The sequence below is a fragment of the Nocardioides sp. Z40_12 genome, from assembly GCF_058215795.1.
Genome location: NZ_JBZAJA010000001.1, coordinates 599,616 through 617,098, shown reverse-complemented (window position 1 = coordinate 617,098; position 17,483 = coordinate 599,616). Strand labels below are relative to the sequence as shown.

General features: G+C 73.2%; 18 protein-coding genes. 10 read left to right on the top strand and 8 right to left on the bottom strand.

Going from position 1 to position 17,483, the window contains the following annotated elements; genetic code table 11:
• Positions 1-63 precede the first annotated feature (63 nt).
• Complete coding sequence (locus AC4BG9_RS02930) at positions 64-798, bottom strand: ANTAR domain-containing protein (RefSeq protein ID WP_490569580.1); 735 nt, start codon at positions 796-798, stop codon at positions 64-66.
• Between the two features lie 132 nt (positions 799-930).
• Between AC4BG9_RS02930 and AC4BG9_RS02925 the strand changes: the two genes are divergently transcribed.
• A complete protein-coding gene (locus AC4BG9_RS02925) occupies positions 931-2,490 on the top strand; it encodes an FAD-dependent oxidoreductase (RefSeq protein ID WP_490569579.1) in 1,560 nt (519 codons plus the stop codon).
• 6 nt (positions 2,491-2,496) lie between these two features.
• Here the strand turns inward: AC4BG9_RS02925 and AC4BG9_RS02920 are convergent, their stop codons facing one another.
• From AC4BG9_RS02920 to AC4BG9_RS02910, 3 genes are read right to left on the bottom strand one after another with little or no spacing between them, the layout of a single operon-like run.
• The gene (locus tag AC4BG9_RS02920) at positions 2,497-2,733 is read right to left on the bottom strand and encodes a CDGSH iron-sulfur domain-containing protein (protein ID WP_490569578.1); all 237 of its coding nucleotides are present in this window, start codon (positions 2,731-2,733) and stop codon (positions 2,497-2,499) included.
• On the bottom strand, positions 2,730-3,716 hold the full coding sequence (locus tag AC4BG9_RS02915) for an iron-containing redox enzyme family protein (protein WP_490569577.1): 987 nt from the start codon (positions 3,714-3,716) through the stop codon (positions 2,730-2,732). Before AC4BG9_RS02915 ends, AC4BG9_RS02920 begins: the two co-directional genes overlap by 4 nt.
• 7 nt (positions 3,717-3,723) lie before the next feature.
• Positions 3,724-5,307 (bottom strand): dolichyl-phosphate-mannose--protein mannosyltransferase, encoded by a 1,584-nt coding sequence (locus tag AC4BG9_RS02910; protein ID WP_490569576.1) that lies wholly within the window; start codon positions 5,305-5,307, stop codon positions 3,724-3,726.
• A gap of 40 nt (positions 5,308-5,347) precedes the next feature.
• Between AC4BG9_RS02910 and rsmI the strand changes: the two genes are divergently transcribed.
• From rsmI to AC4BG9_RS02875, 7 genes are all read left to right on the top strand, one after another.
• On the top strand, positions 5,348-6,232 hold the full coding sequence (gene rsmI, locus AC4BG9_RS02905; protein WP_490569575.1) for a 16S rRNA (cytidine(1402)-2'-O)-methyltransferase: 885 nt from the start codon (positions 5,348-5,350) through the stop codon (positions 6,230-6,232).
• Positions 6,229-7,065 carry an alpha/beta fold hydrolase gene (locus AC4BG9_RS02900; RefSeq protein ID WP_490569574.1) on the top strand — a complete coding sequence of 279 codons (837 nt, stop codon included), beginning with the start codon at positions 6,229-6,231 and terminating at the stop codon, positions 7,063-7,065. Before rsmI ends, AC4BG9_RS02900 begins: the two co-directional genes overlap by 4 nt.
• On the top strand, positions 7,062-7,946 hold the full coding sequence (locus AC4BG9_RS02895) for a TatD family hydrolase (protein WP_490569573.1): 885 nt from the start codon (positions 7,062-7,064) through the stop codon (positions 7,944-7,946). The genes AC4BG9_RS02900 and AC4BG9_RS02895 overlap by 4 nt, the downstream gene beginning before the upstream one ends.
• A gap of 276 nt (positions 7,947-8,222) precedes the next feature.
• Positions 8,223-9,344, top strand: a complete 1,122-nt coding sequence (locus AC4BG9_RS02890; RefSeq protein WP_490569572.1) for a resuscitation-promoting factor — start codon at positions 8,223-8,225, stop codon at positions 9,342-9,344.
• 38 nt (positions 9,345-9,382) lie between these two features.
• Entirely contained in the window at positions 9,383-10,246 is an 864-nt protein-coding gene (rsmA, locus tag AC4BG9_RS02885; RefSeq protein ID WP_490569571.1) for a 16S rRNA (adenine(1518)-N(6)/adenine(1519)-N(6))-dimethyltransferase RsmA, read from the top strand.
• Positions 10,243-11,169, top strand: coding sequence for a 4-(cytidine 5'-diphospho)-2-C-methyl-D-erythritol kinase (locus AC4BG9_RS02880; protein ID WP_490569570.1), 927 nt, complete (start codon positions 10,243-10,245; stop codon positions 11,167-11,169). Before rsmA ends, AC4BG9_RS02880 begins: the two co-directional genes overlap by 4 nt.
• Positions 11,169-12,971 carry an ABC-F family ATP-binding cassette domain-containing protein gene (locus AC4BG9_RS02875; protein ID WP_490569569.1) on the top strand — a complete coding sequence of 601 codons (1,803 nt, stop codon included), beginning with the start codon at positions 11,169-11,171 and terminating at the stop codon, positions 12,969-12,971. Before AC4BG9_RS02880 ends, AC4BG9_RS02875 begins: the two co-directional genes overlap by 1 nt.
• A 9-nt stretch (positions 12,972-12,980) precedes the next feature.
• On the opposite strand, the gene AC4BG9_RS02870 is transcribed toward AC4BG9_RS02875, so the two are convergent.
• The gene (locus AC4BG9_RS02870) at positions 12,981-13,466 is read right to left on the bottom strand and encodes a MarR family winged helix-turn-helix transcriptional regulator (protein ID WP_489964537.1); all 486 of its coding nucleotides are present in this window, start codon (positions 13,464-13,466) and stop codon (positions 12,981-12,983) included.
• Between the two features lie 66 nt (positions 13,467-13,532).
• On the opposite strand from AC4BG9_RS02870, the gene AC4BG9_RS02865 reads away from it, so the two are divergent.
• Complete coding sequence (locus tag AC4BG9_RS02865; RefSeq protein WP_490569568.1) at positions 13,533-14,306, top strand: methyltransferase domain-containing protein; 774 nt, start codon at positions 13,533-13,535, stop codon at positions 14,304-14,306.
• Here AC4BG9_RS02865 and AC4BG9_RS02860 read toward each other — a convergent pair.
• A complete protein-coding gene (locus AC4BG9_RS02860) occupies positions 14,296-14,916 on the bottom strand; it encodes a TetR/AcrR family transcriptional regulator (RefSeq protein WP_490569567.1) in 621 nt (206 codons plus the stop codon). The two genes, AC4BG9_RS02865 and AC4BG9_RS02860, sit on opposite strands and share 11 nt — an antisense overlap.
• A gap of 46 nt (positions 14,917-14,962) precedes the next feature.
• Between AC4BG9_RS02860 and AC4BG9_RS02855 the strand changes: the two genes are divergently transcribed.
• On the top strand, positions 14,963-15,850 hold the full coding sequence (locus AC4BG9_RS02855) for an aldo/keto reductase (RefSeq protein ID WP_490569566.1): 888 nt from the start codon (positions 14,963-14,965) through the stop codon (positions 15,848-15,850).
• Between the two features lie 6 nt (positions 15,851-15,856).
• Here the strand turns inward: AC4BG9_RS02855 and AC4BG9_RS02850 are convergent, their stop codons facing one another.
• Both AC4BG9_RS02850 and AC4BG9_RS02845 read right to left on the bottom strand, forming a co-directional pair.
• Entirely contained in the window at positions 15,857-16,711 is an 855-nt protein-coding gene (locus tag AC4BG9_RS02850) for an amino acid ABC transporter permease (protein WP_490569565.1), read from the bottom strand.
• Positions 16,711-17,394 (bottom strand): amino acid ABC transporter permease, encoded by a 684-nt coding sequence (locus tag AC4BG9_RS02845; protein WP_489964543.1) that lies wholly within the window; start codon positions 17,392-17,394, stop codon positions 16,711-16,713. Before AC4BG9_RS02845 ends, AC4BG9_RS02850 begins: the two co-directional genes overlap by 1 nt.
• Positions 17,395-17,483 lie beyond the last annotated feature (89 nt).

Sequence of the window (17,483 nt, the reverse complement as noted above, 5' to 3'; positions counted from 1 at the left end):
AAGCCAGCGGGCACGCGAGAAAATACTTCACGTACTAACGTTTCGACCGCTCGGAACGGGGAATCACTCTGCAGCCATCTGTGCCCGATAGACCAGTGCGGCGGCCACCTCGGCCACCCTGACGTTGGTGTCGTTGGAGAGCTTGACCAGCACCTTGAAGGCCTCGTCGGGCCCGCAGCCGCGGTCGGCCATCAGGAGTCCCTTGGCCTGCTCGATCGTGGCCCTCGAGGTGAGCGCCTCCCGGAGTTGGAGCACCTCGTGACCGAGGTTGCTGATCTGCTCGAGGGCCTGGGAGAGCGCCGCCACACGCTCCTCGGCGGCGGGCTCGTCGAGGAAGATCCCGCCCTCGGTGGCGTCGTGGACCGCAGCGATCGCAGCCCGGGCGGCGGAGGTCGGCGGGTCGAGGGGGCGGACCCGGTTGACCACGCCCCGGACGGCGCCGTCGACGAGGAGGGGCCGGTTGACCGGCAGCCAGTAGCGGGTGAGGAACCCTCCCGGGAGGGAGCGGTCGGGGATGTCGTAGCGCTGGAGCAGCAGGTGGTGGAGACGCCCCTCACGGAGCACCCGCTCGGCGGAGCGGCTCATCTGAAGGTGGCCGTCGCTCTCCGGGTCGTCGGGGTTCTCGGGGAAGACGTGGAGCAGGCCGAAGGAGAGCAGCTCGTCCTCGGCGAAGCCGGTCACCGTGGTGAAGGCGGGGTTCACCGCCCGGAACACGAGGTTCTCGTCGAGGACGCAGGCGGCTTCCTCGCAGTGGACGAACGAGTCCTCGCGGCCTACCGCCTCGAGCTGTCTGATCAATGCGTGCCTCCGAGGGAGCATGCGACGCGGGCGAAGAAGCTCGCGGCAGAACCTCCGAAGACATTCAACCATCCGCGGGGCGAAAGGCACACCCACGGTTTCCCGGCGGGGCCCCCGGGGTACGCCGCACGTGTGAGTGGCCCGATCTGGCTCGACGGCAGGAATGCCGTGCCGCACCCGCCGTTGGGTGCCGACGCGGAGTGCGACGTGGTGGTGATCGGGGCCGGCATCACCGGGCTGAGCACCGCCTGGGAGCTGGCCCGGGCCGGGCGGCGGGTCGTGCTGCTCGAGGCGCGCCGGCTGGGGACCAGCACCACCGGCGGGTCGACGGCCAAGGTGAGCGCGCTCCAGGGCACGACCTACTCGCGGATCGCCGACCGTGCCGACCTGGACTCAGCCCGGGCCTACGCGCGGTCCCAGCTGATGGCGGTGGAGCACCTGGCCGGCGTGGTCGCCCGGATCGGTGGCGGCTGCGGGTTGGAGCGGCGGGCCAGCTGGATCTTCGCCGAGGACGCGCAGGAGGCGGCGGCGCTGCGCCGCGAGGCCGAGGTGCTCGCCGAGTGCGGCCTGGAGGTGCGGACCGGGTCCGACCCGGGGCTGCCCTTCGAGGTGGAGGAGACGCTCCGGCTCGACCGCCAGCTGATGATCGACCCCGTCGCCTACCTCGACGCCCTGGCCGCCGACTTCGTGCGGGCCGGCGGCGTGCTCCACGAGGAGAGCCGCGTCGTCGAGCTCGCCACCGGGGACCCGCACTGCGCGGTCACCCAGCAGGGCCACACCGTGCGGGCGCCGCACGTCGTGGTCGCCACCCACTTCCCAGCCTTCTCCGAGGGCCTCCTGTTCGCCCGCCTCAAGACCCACCGCGAGCACGTCCTCAGCGGACCGTTGCCCGAGGCGCTCTCCCTGCCCGACATGTACGTGGGCCTCGGTCCCGTCTCGCCCGCGCTGCGACCGGCCGGGGGAGAGGGCGGGGCGCGACTGCTCGTCTCGGGGGCCACCTACATGCCCGGCAAGCAGAGCGCGGCGGTCCGCCTCAGCGACCTGATGGGCTGGGCCCGCGACCGGCTCCCCGGCTACGAGGCGGAGCGCCAGTGGTCGGCGCAGGACCACCACACCCCCGACGGCATCCCCTTCATCGGCGAGCTGCGCCCGCTGACCAGGCCCGGCTCCGGGGTCTGGGCGGCCACCGGGTTCGGCGGGTGGGGGATGGCGAGCGGCGCGCTGGCCGGGGTGCTGCTGCGCGACCTCGTCCTCGACTCCGACGTCGGTCGGGTCGTCCGGCCGCGTCCGGACGACGCGGAGCTCGGCTGGCGCGAGCTCTTCACGCTGCGCCGGGCCCGCTGGGGGGCCGAGAGCCGCCAGGCCGCCGAGCAGGGGGCGGCGTTCGTGGGCAACGCGGTCGCCGGCCGGCTGGTCGCGGCCGGCAGCACCGTCCTCCCGGGCTCCGCGGCCGACCTCGCCCCGGGGGCGGCCGGCCGCTTCCAGCGAGGAGGGGAGGTGGTCGCGGCCTACCGGGACCACGACGGCGTCCTCCACCAGGTCGCCGCGGCCTGCACGCACATGGGCTGCCTCGTCTCCCTCGACGAGACGGCGGAGAAGTGGCAATGCCCCTGCCACGGGTCGCGCTTCGAGCTCGACGGGCAGGTCGTCGAAGGGCCGGCCACCGCGCCGCTGCGGCGCGTCGAGGAGTGAGACCCCTCAGGGGCGGAGCTTGGGCGGCAGCACCTTGTGGGTGCCGTCGCACCACGGGGCGGTCTCGGTCTTGCCGCACCGGCAGACCGCGCTGACCGGGCGCTCGGTGCGGACCACGTTGCCCTGACCGTCGTCGACGAGGTGGTCGCCCCGCAGCAGCATCGGGCCGCCGGGGCAGATCACCACGTCGGCGTGCGGGATACGGCCGACCGGCCCCGGCCGGCCGCCGGGCTCGGCGCTCACGCCGCCGCCTCCCACCGCTCCAGGAAGTGCCGGGCGATCCGGTCCTCCTGGTCCAGGCAGGTGAAGGCGCCGAAGATGACGTCCTCCAGCAGCTCGGGCGACTCCTCCAGCAGGGCGCCGCAGATGGTGCGCACCGCCAGCTGCTCGTGCACCGCGTCGGCCTCGACGTGCTCGCGGTAGTAGTGCTGCATCTCCTCGGGGAGGCCGAGGCGGTCCAGGCCCTGGGCGATCCGCCGGCTCGGCAGCGAGCTGGTCACCTCGAAGGCGGCCAGGTGGCCCAGAGCGGCGCCGCGCAGCCGGCGGTGCAGGCCGAAGAGCGTCATCACGTTGTTCTGCTCCAGCACCTCGGTGGGCGTCTCGGCGACGTAGGCGCCGTAGGTCGCGTCAAGCCCGCAGGCGCGCATGCCCAGGGCGAAGAGGTGCGAGTGCAGCCGGTTGGGGTCGCCGCCGCCGTACTCGTCGTACTGCAGCTCCATCAGCGCCGCCTTGGCGGCGGTGCCGAGGCGGGGGACGACCCAGGAGACCGGGTCCGACTCCTTGAGGTGGTAGACCGACCGGGCCCGGAGCAGCTCGAGGAACTGCTCGCGGGTGGCGTGCCGGTGCAGGTACGGCGAGAGGGAGGCGCCCTCGTGCTCGTCGGCGAGCCGGAAGATCTCCTCCGCGCTCTGCGCGGTGGTGCCCGACTTCTCGAAGCGCGCGCGGAGGTCCTGCTCGAGGTCGTCCTCGAGGTGGCGGCGCAGGCCGAGCAGGATCGGGTCCCACTCCAGGGCATCGTCGACGCCGTCGAAGCCCCCGTAGTGCAGCTCGTGCAGCATCCACAGGCTCAGCTGGGCGTCGTGGTCGTCGTCGGCGACCGGGGCCGGCCGGGAGGCGAGGGGGCGGGGGCTCGACGCGGCCAGGGCGTCTCGCAGACGGTGACTGAGCGTCCCGCGGGGAGGAGGCAACTGCATGGTCCCGACGTACCCGGCGCCGGGCCGGGTCATGCCAGCCTCAGATCCAGCGGCGGAACCACATCCGCTCCAGCCACTCCTGGTGGGTGAGGAGCTCGTTGGTCCACACCGGCCAGAACCAGACGAAGCAGAGGGCCACCAGGGCCACGAAGGAGCCGCCCAGCACCGCGCCGAGCGTCCGCCGCCGGTTCGGCCGCGGATCCGGGCCGACCAGCCGGGCCAGGCAGAGCACCACCGCGAGGACCAGGAACGGCAGGGTCGCGACGGCGTAGAAGAGGAAGATGGTGCGGTCGTCGTACTGGAACCAGGGCAGCCAGGTGGCGGCGGTGCCCACCACGGGCACGCCGAGGCGCCAGTCGCGCGCACCGACCCACAGCACCAGCGAGGCGAGCAGCGCGAGCGTCCCGCCCCACCACAGCACCGGGTTGCCCAGCAGCAGCACCTGGCGCAGGCAGGTGGAGCCCTGGGGCGCGTCGCACCCCTGCTCGCCGGGTGCGATGTCGAGCTCGGTGGCGACGCCGACCGGCCGGTTCATCAGCAGCCAGCCGTGGGGCTTGGAGGCATAGGTGTGGGTGGCGTCGTTGAGGAACTCGGTGTGGAAGGTGTAGACGTCGCGGTGGTAGTGGGCCAGGGAGGTCAGCGACTGCTTCAGCTCGCCGAGGCCCTCGGCGTCGGGCTCGTCGCGGGTCGGCCAGGGCTCCCCGCCGTCGTGGGTGGTGTACTGCGTGCTGGACAGGGCGCGCTCGTACTCGTCGGCGTGGGCCAGCCACCCCGACCAGGACGCCACGTAGACCACGAAGGCCACCAGCACCAGGTGGACGAAGGCGGGGACGCCGTCCAGCAGGGCCGAGCGGAGCACCGGCCAGCGCACGCCGCGAGCCCGTCGGGCGCCGGCGCTCCAGGCCCACACCAGCAGGCCGAACGCCGCCAGCGGGTAGAGCGCGGTCCACTTCGTCCCCACCGCCAGGCCGAAGGCGACGCCGCCGGCCAGCAGCCACGGCCGGAACCAGACCCGCGGCCCCCACCCGCGGGTGACCCCGCCGGGGACGCGCTCCTCCAGCCGCTGCCGGAACCACTGCCGGTCGGCCACCAGGCAGTGCACGGCACACAGCAGGAAGAAGGCCATGAAGATGTCGAGCAGGGCGAGCCGGGAGAGCACCAGGTGGAGACCGTCGAGCGAGAGCAGCAGGCCGGCCAGCAGCCCCCAGAACACCGAGCCGGTCAGGCGCAGCGCGAGGCGGCACATCACCAGCACCATCAGCGAGCCGACCACCGCCGAGGCGACCCGCCATCCGTAGGGGTCCATCCCGAAGAGGTGCTCGCCCAGCCCGATCAGCCACTTGCCGACCTCGGGGTGGACGACCATCGAGGGGTCGCCGGTCCACAGGCCGTCGGTGGTCCCGTCCAGGATCTTCTCGTCGGCGCCCTCGGTGTAGCCGCGCGCGTAGCCGTGGTTGACCAGCGACCAGGCGTCCTTGGCGTAGTAGGTCTCGTCGAAGGAGAACTGGTGCGGGGAGCCGAGCCGCCAGAGCCGGAGGAAGAGCGTGACCCCGGTGAGGAGCAGCGCCGCGGACCACGCGACGACCGGGTCCTGGAGCCGTGGTCGGCGGCGCGGAGGGGTCACGAACCGACACTGTAGACGGATGCGGGTGCAGGATGGGCGCATGTACTCAGAGCGGGATCCAGGGCGTGGCGCCACCTCATCGACCCCCGGCGGGCCCGGTGTGCTGGTGCTCGCCGCGACGCCGATCGGGCAGGTGGGCGACGCCCCGCCGCGACTCGCCCACGAGCTCGCCCACGCCGACGTGGTGGCCGCCGAGGACACCCGCCGGCTGCGCCGGCTGACCAGCGACCTCGGGCTGGAGCTGGGCGGTCGGGTGGTCTCCTACTTCGAGGGCAACGAGCAGGCCCGCACCCCGGTGCTGCTCGAGGCGCTGCTCGCCGGGGAGCGGGTGGTGCTGGTGACCGACGCGGGGATGCCGAGCGTCTCCGACCCCGGCTACCGCCTGGTGGTCGCGGCGGTCGAGCACGACGTCCGGGTGACCGCGGTGCCGGGCCCGAGCGCGGTGCTGACCGCGCTCGCCGTCTCGGGGCTGCCGGTCGACCGGTTCTGCTTCGAGGGCTTCCTGCCCCGCAAGGCCGGCGACCGGGCCCGCCGCCTCGACTCGCTGCGTGCCGAGGAGCGGACGATGGTCTTCTTCGAGGCCCCGCACCGCACGGCGTCCGCGCTGGCCGCGCTGGCCGACGCCTTCGGCGACGACCGCCCGGGCGCGGTCTGCCGCGAGCTCACCAAGACCTATGAGGAGGTGCGCCGCGGCGGGCTGCGCGAGCTGGCTGAGTGGGCCGCCGACGGGGTACGCGGGGAGGTGACGGTGGTGGTCGCCGGGGCGGAGGGTGCCCCGGAGGTGGCCGACGACCCGGAGAGCCTCGCGGCTGCCGTCACGGCAGCGGAGGAGGACGGGATGAGTCGCAAGGAGGCGATCGCTGCGGTCGCGAAGAGGGCCGGGGTGCCCAAGCGCGTGGTCTACGACGTGGTGCACGTCCGATGAGCGGCCGGATCCCGTCGTACCGACGCGGTCGGCTGACCTTCGACGTCGTCGACAGCGGGCCCCAGGACGGCGATCCGGTGGTGCTGCTCCATGGCTTCCCCGAGCGGGCCGGCTCCTGGCAGGCCGTCAGCGCCCTGCTCCACGACGCGGGGCTGCGCACCCTCGCCCCGGACCAGCGGGGCTACTCCGCCGGGGCCCGGCCGGCCACCCGGTGGTCCTACCGGTTCCCCGAGCTGGTCCACGACGTGGTCGCCCTGGTCGAGGAGGTGGGGAGCCCGGTCCACCTGGTCGGCCACGACTGGGGCGCGGTGGTGGCCTGGGCGCTGGCCGACCGGCGTCCCGACCTGGTCCGCTGCCTGACCGCCGTCTCCGTGCCGCACCCCAAGGCCATGGTGCACGCCGCGCTGCACGGCCCCCAGTTGGCGCAGTCCTGGTACGTCGCGCCCTTCGCCGTCCCCGCCCTGGTCGAGACGGTGGTCCGGCTGCGTCCGGAGCTGATCGACGTACCGCTGCTCAAGGGCGGCATGCGCCCCGAGGACGTGGAGCGCTTCCACCGCGAGATCGTGGACGACGCAGCGCTGCCCGGCGCGCTCGGGTGGTACCGCGGGGCCTTCCTCTCCCCGCCCTCGGTGGGCCGGATCCAGGTGCCCACCACCTACGTGTGGAGCGACCGGGACGTGGCGCTCTCGCGGGAGGCGGCGGAGGCCTGCGGCGACTTCGTGGACGGCGACTACGAGCTGGTGGTGCTGGAGGGGATGAACCACTGGATCCCGAGGCAGGCGCCGGAGGAGCTGACGGCCGCGATCCTGGCCCGGATAGCCTCGGTGGGATGAGCCAGCCCACCCCCGTCGACCGGCCGAGCCGGGCCAGCGGCGCCACCCGCGACAGGGCCCGCCCGCCGGCCCCCGAGCCGTTGCCCCACCCGGTGGTCGACAACCACTGCCACCTCGACATCGCCGACGGCGATCCGCCTTCGACGCAGGAGGCCATCGCCGCAGCCGCCGCGGTCGGGGTGCCCCGGATCGTGCAGATCGGCTGCGACCTGCCCGGCGCCCGCTGGGCGGTGGCCGCGGCGCAGGAGCACGGGGCGCTGGTCGCGGGGGTGGCGCTCCACCCCAACGAGGCACCCCGGCTGGCGGCCGAGGGTCGGCTGGAGGAGGCGCTGGCCGAGATCGAGGCGCTGGCCCTCGCCCACGACCGGGTCCGCGCCGTCGGCGAGACGGGCCTGGACCACTTCCGCACCGGGGAGGACGGCCTGCCCGCGCAGGAGGAGAGCTTCCGGCGGCACATCGAGATGGCCAAGCGGCTGGATCGGACGCTGGTCATCCACGACCGCGACGCCCACGACGACGTGCTCCGGGTCCTCGACTCCGAGGGTGTCCCCGACCGCTGGGTGATGCACTGCTTCTCCGGCGACGCGGCGTTCGCCCGCGCCTGCCTGGACCGGGGTGCCCACCTGAGCTTCGCCGGCACGGTGACCTTCAAGAACGCCCAGCCCCTGCGGGAGGCGCTGGCGCTGGCCCCGCGCGACCGGATCCTGGTGGAGACCGACGCGCCCTACCTGACGCCGGTGCCGTTCCGGGGCCGGCCCAACGCCTCCTACCTGGTCCCGCACACGGTGCGGGCGATGGCGCAGGTCCGCGGGGACGACCTCGAGGTCCTCTGCGCGGCCATCGACGCCAACACCGACGCCGCGTTCGGCGGCTCCTGGTAGCCGCGGGCCTCTCCGAGCTCCGTGCCCGACCCTGTTCTGGTGTGACGCATGTCGGTCCTGGGGCAGATGTGGTCTGTGGGGCGAGAGGAGTGTCACTTTCACCCGGTTTTCACCGGTTCGAGTTTGGCGCCTACCCAATTCTCGTTATCGTCTCGTGACTGTTGGCCGGGATCGGATGACTTCGCCAGCCGGGACCGCCCCACACCGCACCTCACCAGGAGCACGTGGATGCCGGATCCGGCACCGAGGCCCGGGAAGAACGAAGCTTGGAGACTCGTGCGCGAAAAGATCGCACACCTCAGCAAGAAGACCCCGCTGCTCGTCACGCTGGCCGCCTTCGTGGCCGTGGCGCTGGTGGGCACCACCCTCGGCTACGCCGCCCTCACCAAGTCGGTGACCCTGACGCTGGACGGCGAGACGCGTGAGATCAGCGCGATGGGCGACACCGTCGCCGACGTCCTGGAGGCCGAGGGCATCGAGATCGGCGAGCGCGACGAGGTCGCGCCCGGTCTCTCCACCCCCGTCAGCGACGGGAGCGAGGTGACCGTCGCCTTCAGCCGTCCCCTGGAGCTCGTCGTCGACGGCGACGCCGAGACCCACTGGGTGACGGCCCCCGACGTCGCGGGCGCGCTGGCCCAGATCGGTGACCGCTTCCGCGGGGCCGACCTGTCGGCCAGCCGCAGCGCCTCCATCCGGCGCTCCGGCATGGAGCTCGAGGTCGTCACCCCAAAGCGGGTCTCGGTGGCCGTGGCGGGCCGCAAGGCCCGCAAGCACCACGTGCCTGCGCTGACCGTCCAGGACGTGCTGGACGAGCTCGACGTCAGCCTCGACGCCGACGACGAGGTCAAGCCGGCCCCCGGCCGCGAGGTGAAGCCCGGCGACCGGATCACCGTCACCCGGGTCAAGGTCGTGCGCAAGCAGGTCAAGGGCGAGCACGTCGGCTTCCGCACCGTGGAGAAGAAGGACGACGGCATGCTGGAGGGCGAGCGCAGCGTGGTCCGCGAGGGCCGGCCCGGCCTGCGCGACGTCACCTACCGGCTGCGCTACGAGAACGGCGACCTGGTCCGCCGTACGGTGCTGGACGCCAAGGTGCGGCGCAAGGCGGTCGACGCCACGGTCAAGGTCGGCACCCGCTCGTCGGGTCCGGACTACTCCTCCGGCAACACCGTCTGGGACCGGCTCGCGCAGTGCGAGTCGGGCGGCAACTGGGCCACCAACACCGGCAACGGGTACTACGGCGGCGTGCAGTTCAGTGCCGCCACCTGGCGCTCGGTGGGCGGCACCGGCCTCCCGCACCAGCACAGCCGCGAGGAGCAGATCAAGCGGGCCTCGATCCTGCAGGCGCGGGCGGGCTGGGGCCAGTGGCCCCACTGCAGCGCGCAGCTGGGCCTGCGCTGACTCTCTCGCCGGGGGTGCCAGGTCATAGGGTGACCCGCATGACGACGAGACCGCCGAGGCTCCTCGGTCCGGCGGAGGTGCGTCTGCTGGCCGCCGAGCTCGACCTGCGCCCCACCAAGCAGCGGGGGCAGAACTTCGTCATCGACGCCAACACGGTGCGCCGCATCGTGCGCGACGCCGCGGTGGGTCCCGACGACGTGGTCGTCGAGGTCGGGCCGGGCCTGGGCTCGCTGACCCTGGCCCTGCTCGAGGCTGCCGGCCGGGTGGTCGCGGTCGAGGTCGACCCGCTGCTGGCCGGGCGCCTGCCGGCGACGATCGCCGAGCGCGCGCCCGACCACGTCGACCGCTTCGAGGTGGTGCTGGGCGACGCGCTGCGCATCACCGAGGTGCCGGGGCCGGCGCCCACCGTGCTGGTGGCCAACCTGCCCTACAACGTCTCGGTCCCGGTGCTGCTCCACATGCTGGCCCTGCTGCCGTCGCTGGAGCGGGGGCTGGTCATGGTCCAGGCCGAGGTCGCCGACCGGCTGGCCGCCTCCCCGGGCTCGAAGGTCTACGGGGTCCCGTCGGTCAAGGCGGCCTGGTACGCCGACGTGCGCCGGGCCGGCGCGGTCGGCCGCAACGTCTTCTGGCCGGCGCCCAACGTCGACTCCGGGCTGGTGGCCTGGACCCGTCGCGAGCCGCCGGCGACCACGGCCACCCGCCAGCAGGTCTTCGCGGTCATCGACGCGGCGTTCGCCCAGCGGCGCAAGACCCTGCGCGCCACCCTGCGTGCGATGGCCGGCTCCGCCGAGGCCGCCGAGGCCGCGCTGGTCGCCGCCGGCGTCGACCCGCAGGCCCGGGGCGAGGTCCTCGACGTCGCCGACTTCGCCCGGATCGCCGAGAAGCTCCAGGAGGTCTCGTGATCAGGCGGCTGGAGAGTGCCGAGTCGGGCGTGCTGACCGTGCGGGCGGCCGCGAAGATCAACCTGCACCTCGGGGTGGGCGCGCCGCGCGAGGACGGGTTCCACCCGCTCGACACCGTCTACCAGGCGGTCAGCCTCTACGACGACGTCTCCGTGGCGGCGTCGTCGGAGTGGACCGTCGAGACCGTCCTGGCGCCGTACCTGCTCGGCGCCGAGGTGCCCGCACCCGGCGCCAACATCGTCGACCGGGTGGGGCGGCTGATGGGCGGCGAGCAGGGGCCCGGCGCGGCGGTGCGGATCGGCAAGTCGATCCCGGTGGCCGGCGGGATGGCCGGGGGCTCGGCCGACGCGGCCGCCGCGATGGTGGCGCTGGACCGTCTCTGGGACCTGCGGACCCCCGACTCGGAGCTGCTGGCGATGGCCGCCGAGCTGGGCAGCGACGTGCCCTTCGCCCTGCTGGGCGGCACCGCTCGCGGGCAGGGGCGCGGCGAGCAGGTCACCGAGGTCGCCGACCACGGCGACTACGCGTGGGTGGTGGTGCCCGACGAGCGCGGCCTCTCCACCCCCGAGGTCTACCGGCGCTTCGACGCCCTCTTCCCCGACGCCCCCGACGAGCCGGCGCCGGCCACCCGGGTGCTGGAGGCACTCTCCTACGGCGACCCCGGCCGGCTGGCCGTGGCGCTCCACAACGACCTGCAGCCCGCCGCCCTCGACCTGCGTCCCGACCTGTCCCGGGTGCTGGAGCGCGGCGAGGCGGAGGGTGCGCTGCGTGGGCTGGTCTCCGGCTCCGGGCCCACCTGCGTCTTCCTCTGCGACTCCACCGACGCGGCCCAGTCGGTGGCCGACGCGATGGCGGCGGTCCATCCGCTGGCGCTGCTGGCGGTCGGCCCGGTCGCCGGCGCCCACATGGTGGAGGTCCTCTGATGGCCGGCGGCTCGGTGCGTCCCAACCTGCTCAACCTCGAGCGCGTCTCGAAGTCCTACGGGATCCGCCCGCTGCTCGACGACGTCTCCCTCGGGATCGGCGCGGGGGAGCGGATCGGCATCGTCGGCCGCAACGGCGACGGCAAGACCACCCTGCTGGAGGTGATGACCGGGATCGAGGAACCGGACTCCGGTCGCGTCTCGCGCACCGGCGGCCTCGACGTCGGCTACCTGCACCAGGGTGACGAGCTGGAGGACACCCACACGGTCCGCGAGGCGGTGCTGCGGGGCAAGGACGACCACGAGTGGGCCGCCGACGCCACCGCGCGCGGGGTGGTGCGCGAGCTGCTGGTCGGCATCGACCTCGACCGGGCGGTCACGGGTCTCTCCGGGGGCGAACGGCGGCGCTGCGCGCTCGCCGCCCTGCTGCTGGAGCCGCACGACCTGGTGATCCTCGACGAGCCCACCAACCACCTCGACGTGGAGGCCGTGGCCTGGCTGGCCCGCCACGTCGCCTCCCTGCCCAGCGCCCTGGTCATGGTCACCCACGACCGGTGGTTCCTCGACGAGGTCTGTCAGACCACCTGGGAGGTGCACGACGGCCAGGTCGACTCCTACGAGGGCGGGTACGCCGCCTTCGTGCTGGCCAAGGCCGAACGGCAGCGCCAGTCGGCGGCCAGCGAGACCCGGCGGCAGAACCTCGTGCGCAAGGAGCTGGCCTGGCTGCGCCGCGGCGCCCCGGCCCGCACCTCGAAGCCGAAGTTCCGCATCGACGCCGCCAACCAGCTCATCGAGGACGTCCCGCCGCCGCGGGACCGCCTGGAGCTGCAGCGCTTCGCCGCCCAGCGCCTGGGCAAGGACGTGCTCGACGTCGAGGACGTCGACCTCTTCCGCGGGGAGCGCCAGCTGCTCTCCCACGCCACCTGGCGGCTCGGCCCCGGCGACCGGGTCGGCCTGGTCGGCGTCAACGGCGCCGGCAAGAGCTCGGTGCTGGCCATGCTGTCGGGCGACCTCGCGCCCCGCGCCGGCAAGGTCAAGCACGGCCGCACGATCGCCATGCAGCACCTCAGCCAGCAGCTCGACGACCTCGACCCCGACGAGCGGGTGCTGCCGATGGTGGAGTCGGTACGCCGGGTGACCAGGACCGCCGACGGGCAGGAGGTGACCGCCACCTCGATGCTCGAGCGCTTCGGCTTCACCGGCGACCGGCTGACCACCCGCATCGGTGAGCTCTCCGGCGGGGAGCGCCGGCGCCTCCAGTTGCTCCTGCTGCTGCTGAGCGAGCCCAACGTGCTGCTCCTCGACGAGCCGACCAACGACCTCGACATCGACACGCTCACCGTGCTGGAGGACTTCCTCGACGGGTGGCCCGGGACCCTGGTGGTCGTCTCCCACGACCGCTACTTCCTGGAGCGGGTCACCGACTCGGTGTGGGCGCTGCTCGACGACGGCAAGATCTCGATGCTGCCGCGCGGGGTCGACGAGTACCTGGAGCGGCGCCAGGCGATGCTGGCCGCCGCGGCCGCCGCGGCCGCAGCACCCTTGGCCTCCGCAGCCGCCGAGCCGACGCCGAAGGTGCGCAGCGGCAGCGCCGAGGAGCGCGCCGCCCGCAAGACGATGGCGCGGATCGACAAGCAGCTGGCGAGGATCACCGAGCAGGAGGCCGTGCTCAACGCGCAGATCCTCGAGGCCGGCGAGGACTACGAGCGGATGGGCGCGCTCAACGCCACCCTGCAGGAGCTGGCCGCGGAGCGCGACGAGCTCGAGCTGGAGTGGCTGGAGGCGGCCGAGCAGGTCGAGTGAGCCGACCGGTCAGCTGAAGGGGCGGAGCAGCTTGCGCAACAAAGCGGCCAGCTGCTCCCGGTCGGCGTCGGGGAGGTCGCTCATCAACCGGCCCTCCGCCTCGAGCAGCGCCTCGAAGGCGCCGTCGACGGTGACCTTGCCGTCGGGGGTGAGGCGCACCAGCACGCCGCGCCGGTCGTGCGGGTCGGGCAGTCGCTCGACCAGGCCCCGGCTGGTGAGCCGGTCGACGCGGTTGGTCATGGTGCCGCTGGTGACCAGGGTCTCGCGCAGCAGCCGCCCGGGGGAGAGCTCGTAGGGCTCGCCGGCGCGGCGCAGCGCGGCGAGCACGTCGAACTCCCACGACTCGATGCCGTGCGCGGTGAAGGCCGAGCGGCGAGCCAGGTCGAGGTGCCGGGCGAGGCGCCCGATCCGGCTGAAGACCTCGACGGGCGCGAGGTCGAGGTCGGAGCGCTCGCGCGCCCACGCCTCGACCAGCCCGTCCACCTCGTCCCGCATGGGTCCCACACTATCGGACGGTCGAGAATCTTGACATCAAGACAAATGTTGCCGAGGGTGGACGTCATGACCTTCTCCTGGGACCCGGCCCTCTACCTCGAGTACGGCGACGAGCGCGGTCGCCCCTTCGTCGACCTGCTCGCCCGGGTCCCCGCCGCGGCGCCGGCCCGGGTGGTCGACCTGGGCTGCGGCCCGGGCAACCTGACCCGGCTCCTCGCCGAGCGCTGGGCCGGGGCGGAGGTGACCGGGGTCGACTCCAGTCCCGAGATGATCGAGCGCGCCCGCGCCGTGCCGGGCATCGCCTGGCAGGTGGCGGACCTGCGCGACTGGCTCGCCGCCGGTCCGGACCCGGTCGACGTGCTGGTCTCCAACGCCACGCTGCAGTGGCTGCCCGACCACCTCGACCTGCTCCCCGCGCTCCTCGGGGCGGTCCGTCCCGGCGGGTGGCTCGCTTTCCAGGTGCCCGGCAACTTCGAGGAGCCCAGCCACACCATCCGGCGCGAGCTCGCCGCCTCGCCGCCGTACGCCGCGCACACCGGGGGAGCCGCGGTCCCGGACTCGCACGACGCGGCGACCTACCTGAGGGCGCTGCGCGGCCTGGGCTGCTCGGTCGACGCGTGGGAGACGACGTACCTGCACGTCCTCTCCGGCCCCGACCCCGTCTTCGAGTGGGTCTCGGCGACGGGGGCGCGCCCGACCCTCCAGGCGCTGCCGAGCGACCTGCGGCCCGCCTTCGAGGACGAGTTCCGTCGCCGGCTGCGCGAGGCCTACCCGGCCACGGACGGAGCCGTGGTGCTGCCCTTCCGCCGGATCTTCGTGGTGGCCGCAGTCACTGGGTGAGCAGGCTCGGGCTGGCCTCCATGCCGGAGAGCCCGTGCCAGGCCAGGTTGACCAGGTGTGCGGCGACGACCTCCTTGGCCGGCTGGCGGGCGTCGAGCCACCACTGACCGAGCATGGCGGTCATCCCGACCAGCATCTGCGCATACATCGGGGCGACCTCCGGGTCGAGGCCCTTCTCGCCGAACTTCTGCATCAGGATGCCCTCCACCCGGCTCGCGACGTCGCCGATCAGCGACTTGAAGGTCGACGTCGACGCCCCCACCGGGCTGTCGCGGACCAGGATCCGGAAGCCCTCGGGGCTCAGCTCGATGAAGTCGAGGAGCGCCCCCACCGAGTTCTGCAGGAGCTCGCGGGAGCTGTCGCCGGTCAGCGAGGCCCGCATCATCGTGAGCAGCCTGGTGACCTCCCGGTCGACGACCACGGCGTAGAGGCCCTCCTTGCCGCCGAAGTGCTCGTAGACGACCGGCTTGGAGACCCCGGCCTGGGCGGCCACCTCCTCCACCGCCGTGCCGTCGAAGCCTCGTTCGGCGAAGAGCCCGCGTGCGACGTCGATGAGCTGCTCGCGGCGCTCGGCTCCAGTCATCCGGCTGCGTGGCGGCTTGGTGCTCATGCGCACGAGCCTAAGCGGTCGGCTCGCTCTGACTAGGGTGGGGCGCATGAGCCTCCCGCAACGACCCCTCGGCGACAGTGCCGTCAGTGCGATCGGCCTCGGCGCCATGCCGCTCTCCATCGGGGGGGAGGAGGCGGCCGTCCGGGCGCGAGCGACCATCCACGCCGCGCTCGACGCGGGCGTCACCCTGATCGACACCGCCGACTGCTACGCCCCCGACGGCACCGGGCTCGGCCACAACGAGCGGCTCGTCGCCGACGCGCTCGCCTCCTACGCCGGCGACACCGAGCAGGTGGTCGTGGCCACCAAGGGCGGGCTGCGCCGCGACGGCGCCGCATGGCCGACCGACGGGCGCCCGGAGTGGATCCGCGAGGCGGTCGAGGGCTCCCTGGAGCGTCTCGGCGTCGAGCGGATCGACCTCTACCAGCACCACAGCCCCGACCCGGCCGTCCCCTACGAGGAGACGATCGGCGCGTTCGCCGAGCTGGTGGCCCAGGGCAAGGTGGCCGGGGTGGGTCTCTCCAACGCCGACCCGGCGCAGATCCGCCTGGCCCACGGCATCCTCGGCAGCTCCCTGGTCTCGGTGCAGAACCGGTTCTCGCCGAGCTTCCGCGGCTCGCGCCCCGAGCTGGACCTCTGCGCCGAGCTGGGCCTGGCCTTCCTGCCGTGGAGCCCGCTGGGCGGCATCTCGCACGCCGCCGGCCTGGGCTCGTCGTTCCCCGACTTCGGCGACGTCGCGCGCAAGCACGACGCCACCCCCCAGCAGGTCGCCCTGGCCTGGGAGCTGGCGCAGGACCCGTGCGTCATCCCGATCCCGGGCGCGAGCCGGCCGGAGTCGATCCGCGGGTCGGTCGAGGCGCTGCAGCTCCGGCTGGACGCCGAGGACGTCGCCCGGCTGGACGCCTCCTCCCTGCAGTGGGCCACCGGCTCCTGAGCGCGCTCAGACCCGCTTGTCGTCGTCCGGAGCGCCGCCGACCATCGAGACCTGGAGCACCTTCTTCTCGCCGACGAAGCGCTTCTGCACCAGGGTGGCCAGCCAGGTGAGGACCAGGTTGATCACGATGTAGAGCAGCGCCGTGACGAAGAGGGTCGGCACCCGGTTGTCGAACTCGAGGTAGATCTGGCGGGAGACCTGGGTGAGGCCCGGCGCCACCACGTAGAGCCCGAGCGCGGTGTCCTTGAGCGCGACCACGCACTGGCTGATGATCGCGGGCAGCATGATCTTCACCGCCTGCGGCAGCAGCACGATGTTCATCACCTGCGTCTTGCGCATCCCGATGGCGTACGCCGCCTCCGCCTGACCCGGGGGGACCGCGTTGACCCCGGCGCGCAGCACCTCGGCGAGCACCGACCCGTTGTAGAGGGTGAGTGCGATGACCACCGCCCAGTAGGAGGAGCTGCCGTCGGCGATGCCCAGGGCGTACCAGGTGAAGACCATCAGCAGCAGCACCGGGACGGCGCGGAAGAACTCCACCACCGCCCAGGCGGGCCACCTGACCCACCCGTGGTCCGACATCTTGCCCAGGCCGAAGATGGCGCCGAAGACCACGGCGCCTGCCACCGCGGTGCCGGCCATCTTGACGGTCTCCAGGACCCCGTCGACGAGCAGCGCCTCGACGAAGCGGGGGGTCACGAAGACCTCCCACTTCTCGCCGGCGAGCTGCCCGGCGTCGTAGAAGCGCCAGACCGCCCAGGCGACGAGGCCGACGAGGGCCACCAGCGAGACGACGCTGTAGAGGCGGTGCCGCGCGACGGTGCGGGGCCCGGGGGCGTCGAACAGGACGCTGGTGCTCATCAGGCGATCCTCCAGTGACGCTCGAGGCGGTTGGCGGCGAAGGAGAACAGCTCGACGAGCACGATGTAGCCGAGGGCGAAGGCGATGAAGATCGCGGTGCGCTCGGAGCTGTAGTTGTTGGTGAACGAGCGCATCTGGGAGACCGCCTCGGCGACCCCGAAGACCGCGGCGACCGAGGTGTTCTTGATCAGGGCGATCTGGACGCTGGCCAGCGGCGGCACGGAGGCGCGGAACGCCTGGGGCAGCACCACCTGGCGCATCACGCCGGCGAAGGGGAGGCCGATCGCCCGCGCCGCCTCGGCCTGGCCGAGGGGGACGGCGTTGACGCCGGAGCGCAGCGCCTCGCAGACGAAGGCGGAGGTGTAGAGCGAGAGGGAGACCACCGCGGCGCCGAAGAAGGCGGTGAGGTCGAAGTCGCCGAACGAGATCTGCAGCCAGTTGAACCGGATGTCCAGCACCGGTGCGGCGAAGGAGAAGAAGGCGAAGACGATCACCAGCGGGGTGTTGCGCACGGTGGTGACGTAGAAGGCGGCGGCCTTGCTCAGCACCGCGACGGGGCCGACGCGGAAGGCGACCAGCAGCGTGCCCAGGAGCATCGAGAGGACACCGGAGAAGAGGAAGAGGAAGACGGTGTAGCCGAAGCCCTTGAAGTAGAGGTCGAGGTTGTCCAGGACTGCGGTCAAGCCGGGCTTCCCTTCTCGGTGGTGGGGACCTGGCCCGGGGCGGCGCGTGGTGCGCCGCCCCGGGTCATGGCGTCATGCGTGGTGCGTGG

Excerpts from the sequence above, each read along its gene's own strand:
- AC4BG9_RS02915 (WP_490569577.1), bottom strand. The coding sequence starts at position 3,716 with ATGACCCGGCCCGGCGCCGGGTACGTCGGGACCATGCAGTTGCCTCCT.
- rsmI (WP_490569575.1), top strand. The coding sequence starts at position 5,348 with ATGTACTCAGAGCGGGATCCAGGGCGTGGCGCCACCTCATCGACCCCC.
- AC4BG9_RS02900 (WP_490569574.1), top strand. The coding sequence starts at position 6,229 with ATGAGCGGCCGGATCCCGTCGTACCGACGCGGTCGGCTGACCTTCGAC.
- AC4BG9_RS02895 (WP_490569573.1), top strand. The coding sequence starts at position 7,062 with ATGAGCCAGCCCACCCCCGTCGACCGGCCGAGCCGGGCCAGCGGCGCC.
- rsmA (WP_490569571.1), top strand. The coding sequence starts at position 9,383 with ATGACGACGAGACCGCCGAGGCTCCTCGGTCCGGCGGAGGTGCGTCTG.
- AC4BG9_RS02875 (WP_490569569.1), top strand. The coding sequence starts at position 11,169 with ATGGCCGGCGGCTCGGTGCGTCCCAACCTGCTCAACCTCGAGCGCGTC.
- AC4BG9_RS02870 (WP_489964537.1), bottom strand. The coding sequence starts at position 13,466 with ATGCGGGACGAGGTGGACGGGCTGGTCGAGGCGTGGGCGCGCGAGCGC.
- AC4BG9_RS02865 (WP_490569568.1), top strand. The coding sequence starts at position 13,533 with ATGACCTTCTCCTGGGACCCGGCCCTCTACCTCGAGTACGGCGACGAG.
- AC4BG9_RS02860 (WP_490569567.1), bottom strand. The coding sequence starts at position 14,916 with ATGAGCACCAAGCCGCCACGCAGCCGGATGACTGGAGCCGAGCGCCGC.
- AC4BG9_RS02855 (WP_490569566.1), top strand. The coding sequence starts at position 14,963 with ATGAGCCTCCCGCAACGACCCCTCGGCGACAGTGCCGTCAGTGCGATC.
- AC4BG9_RS02850 (WP_490569565.1), bottom strand. The coding sequence starts at position 16,711 with ATGAGCACCAGCGTCCTGTTCGACGCCCCCGGGCCCCGCACCGTCGCG.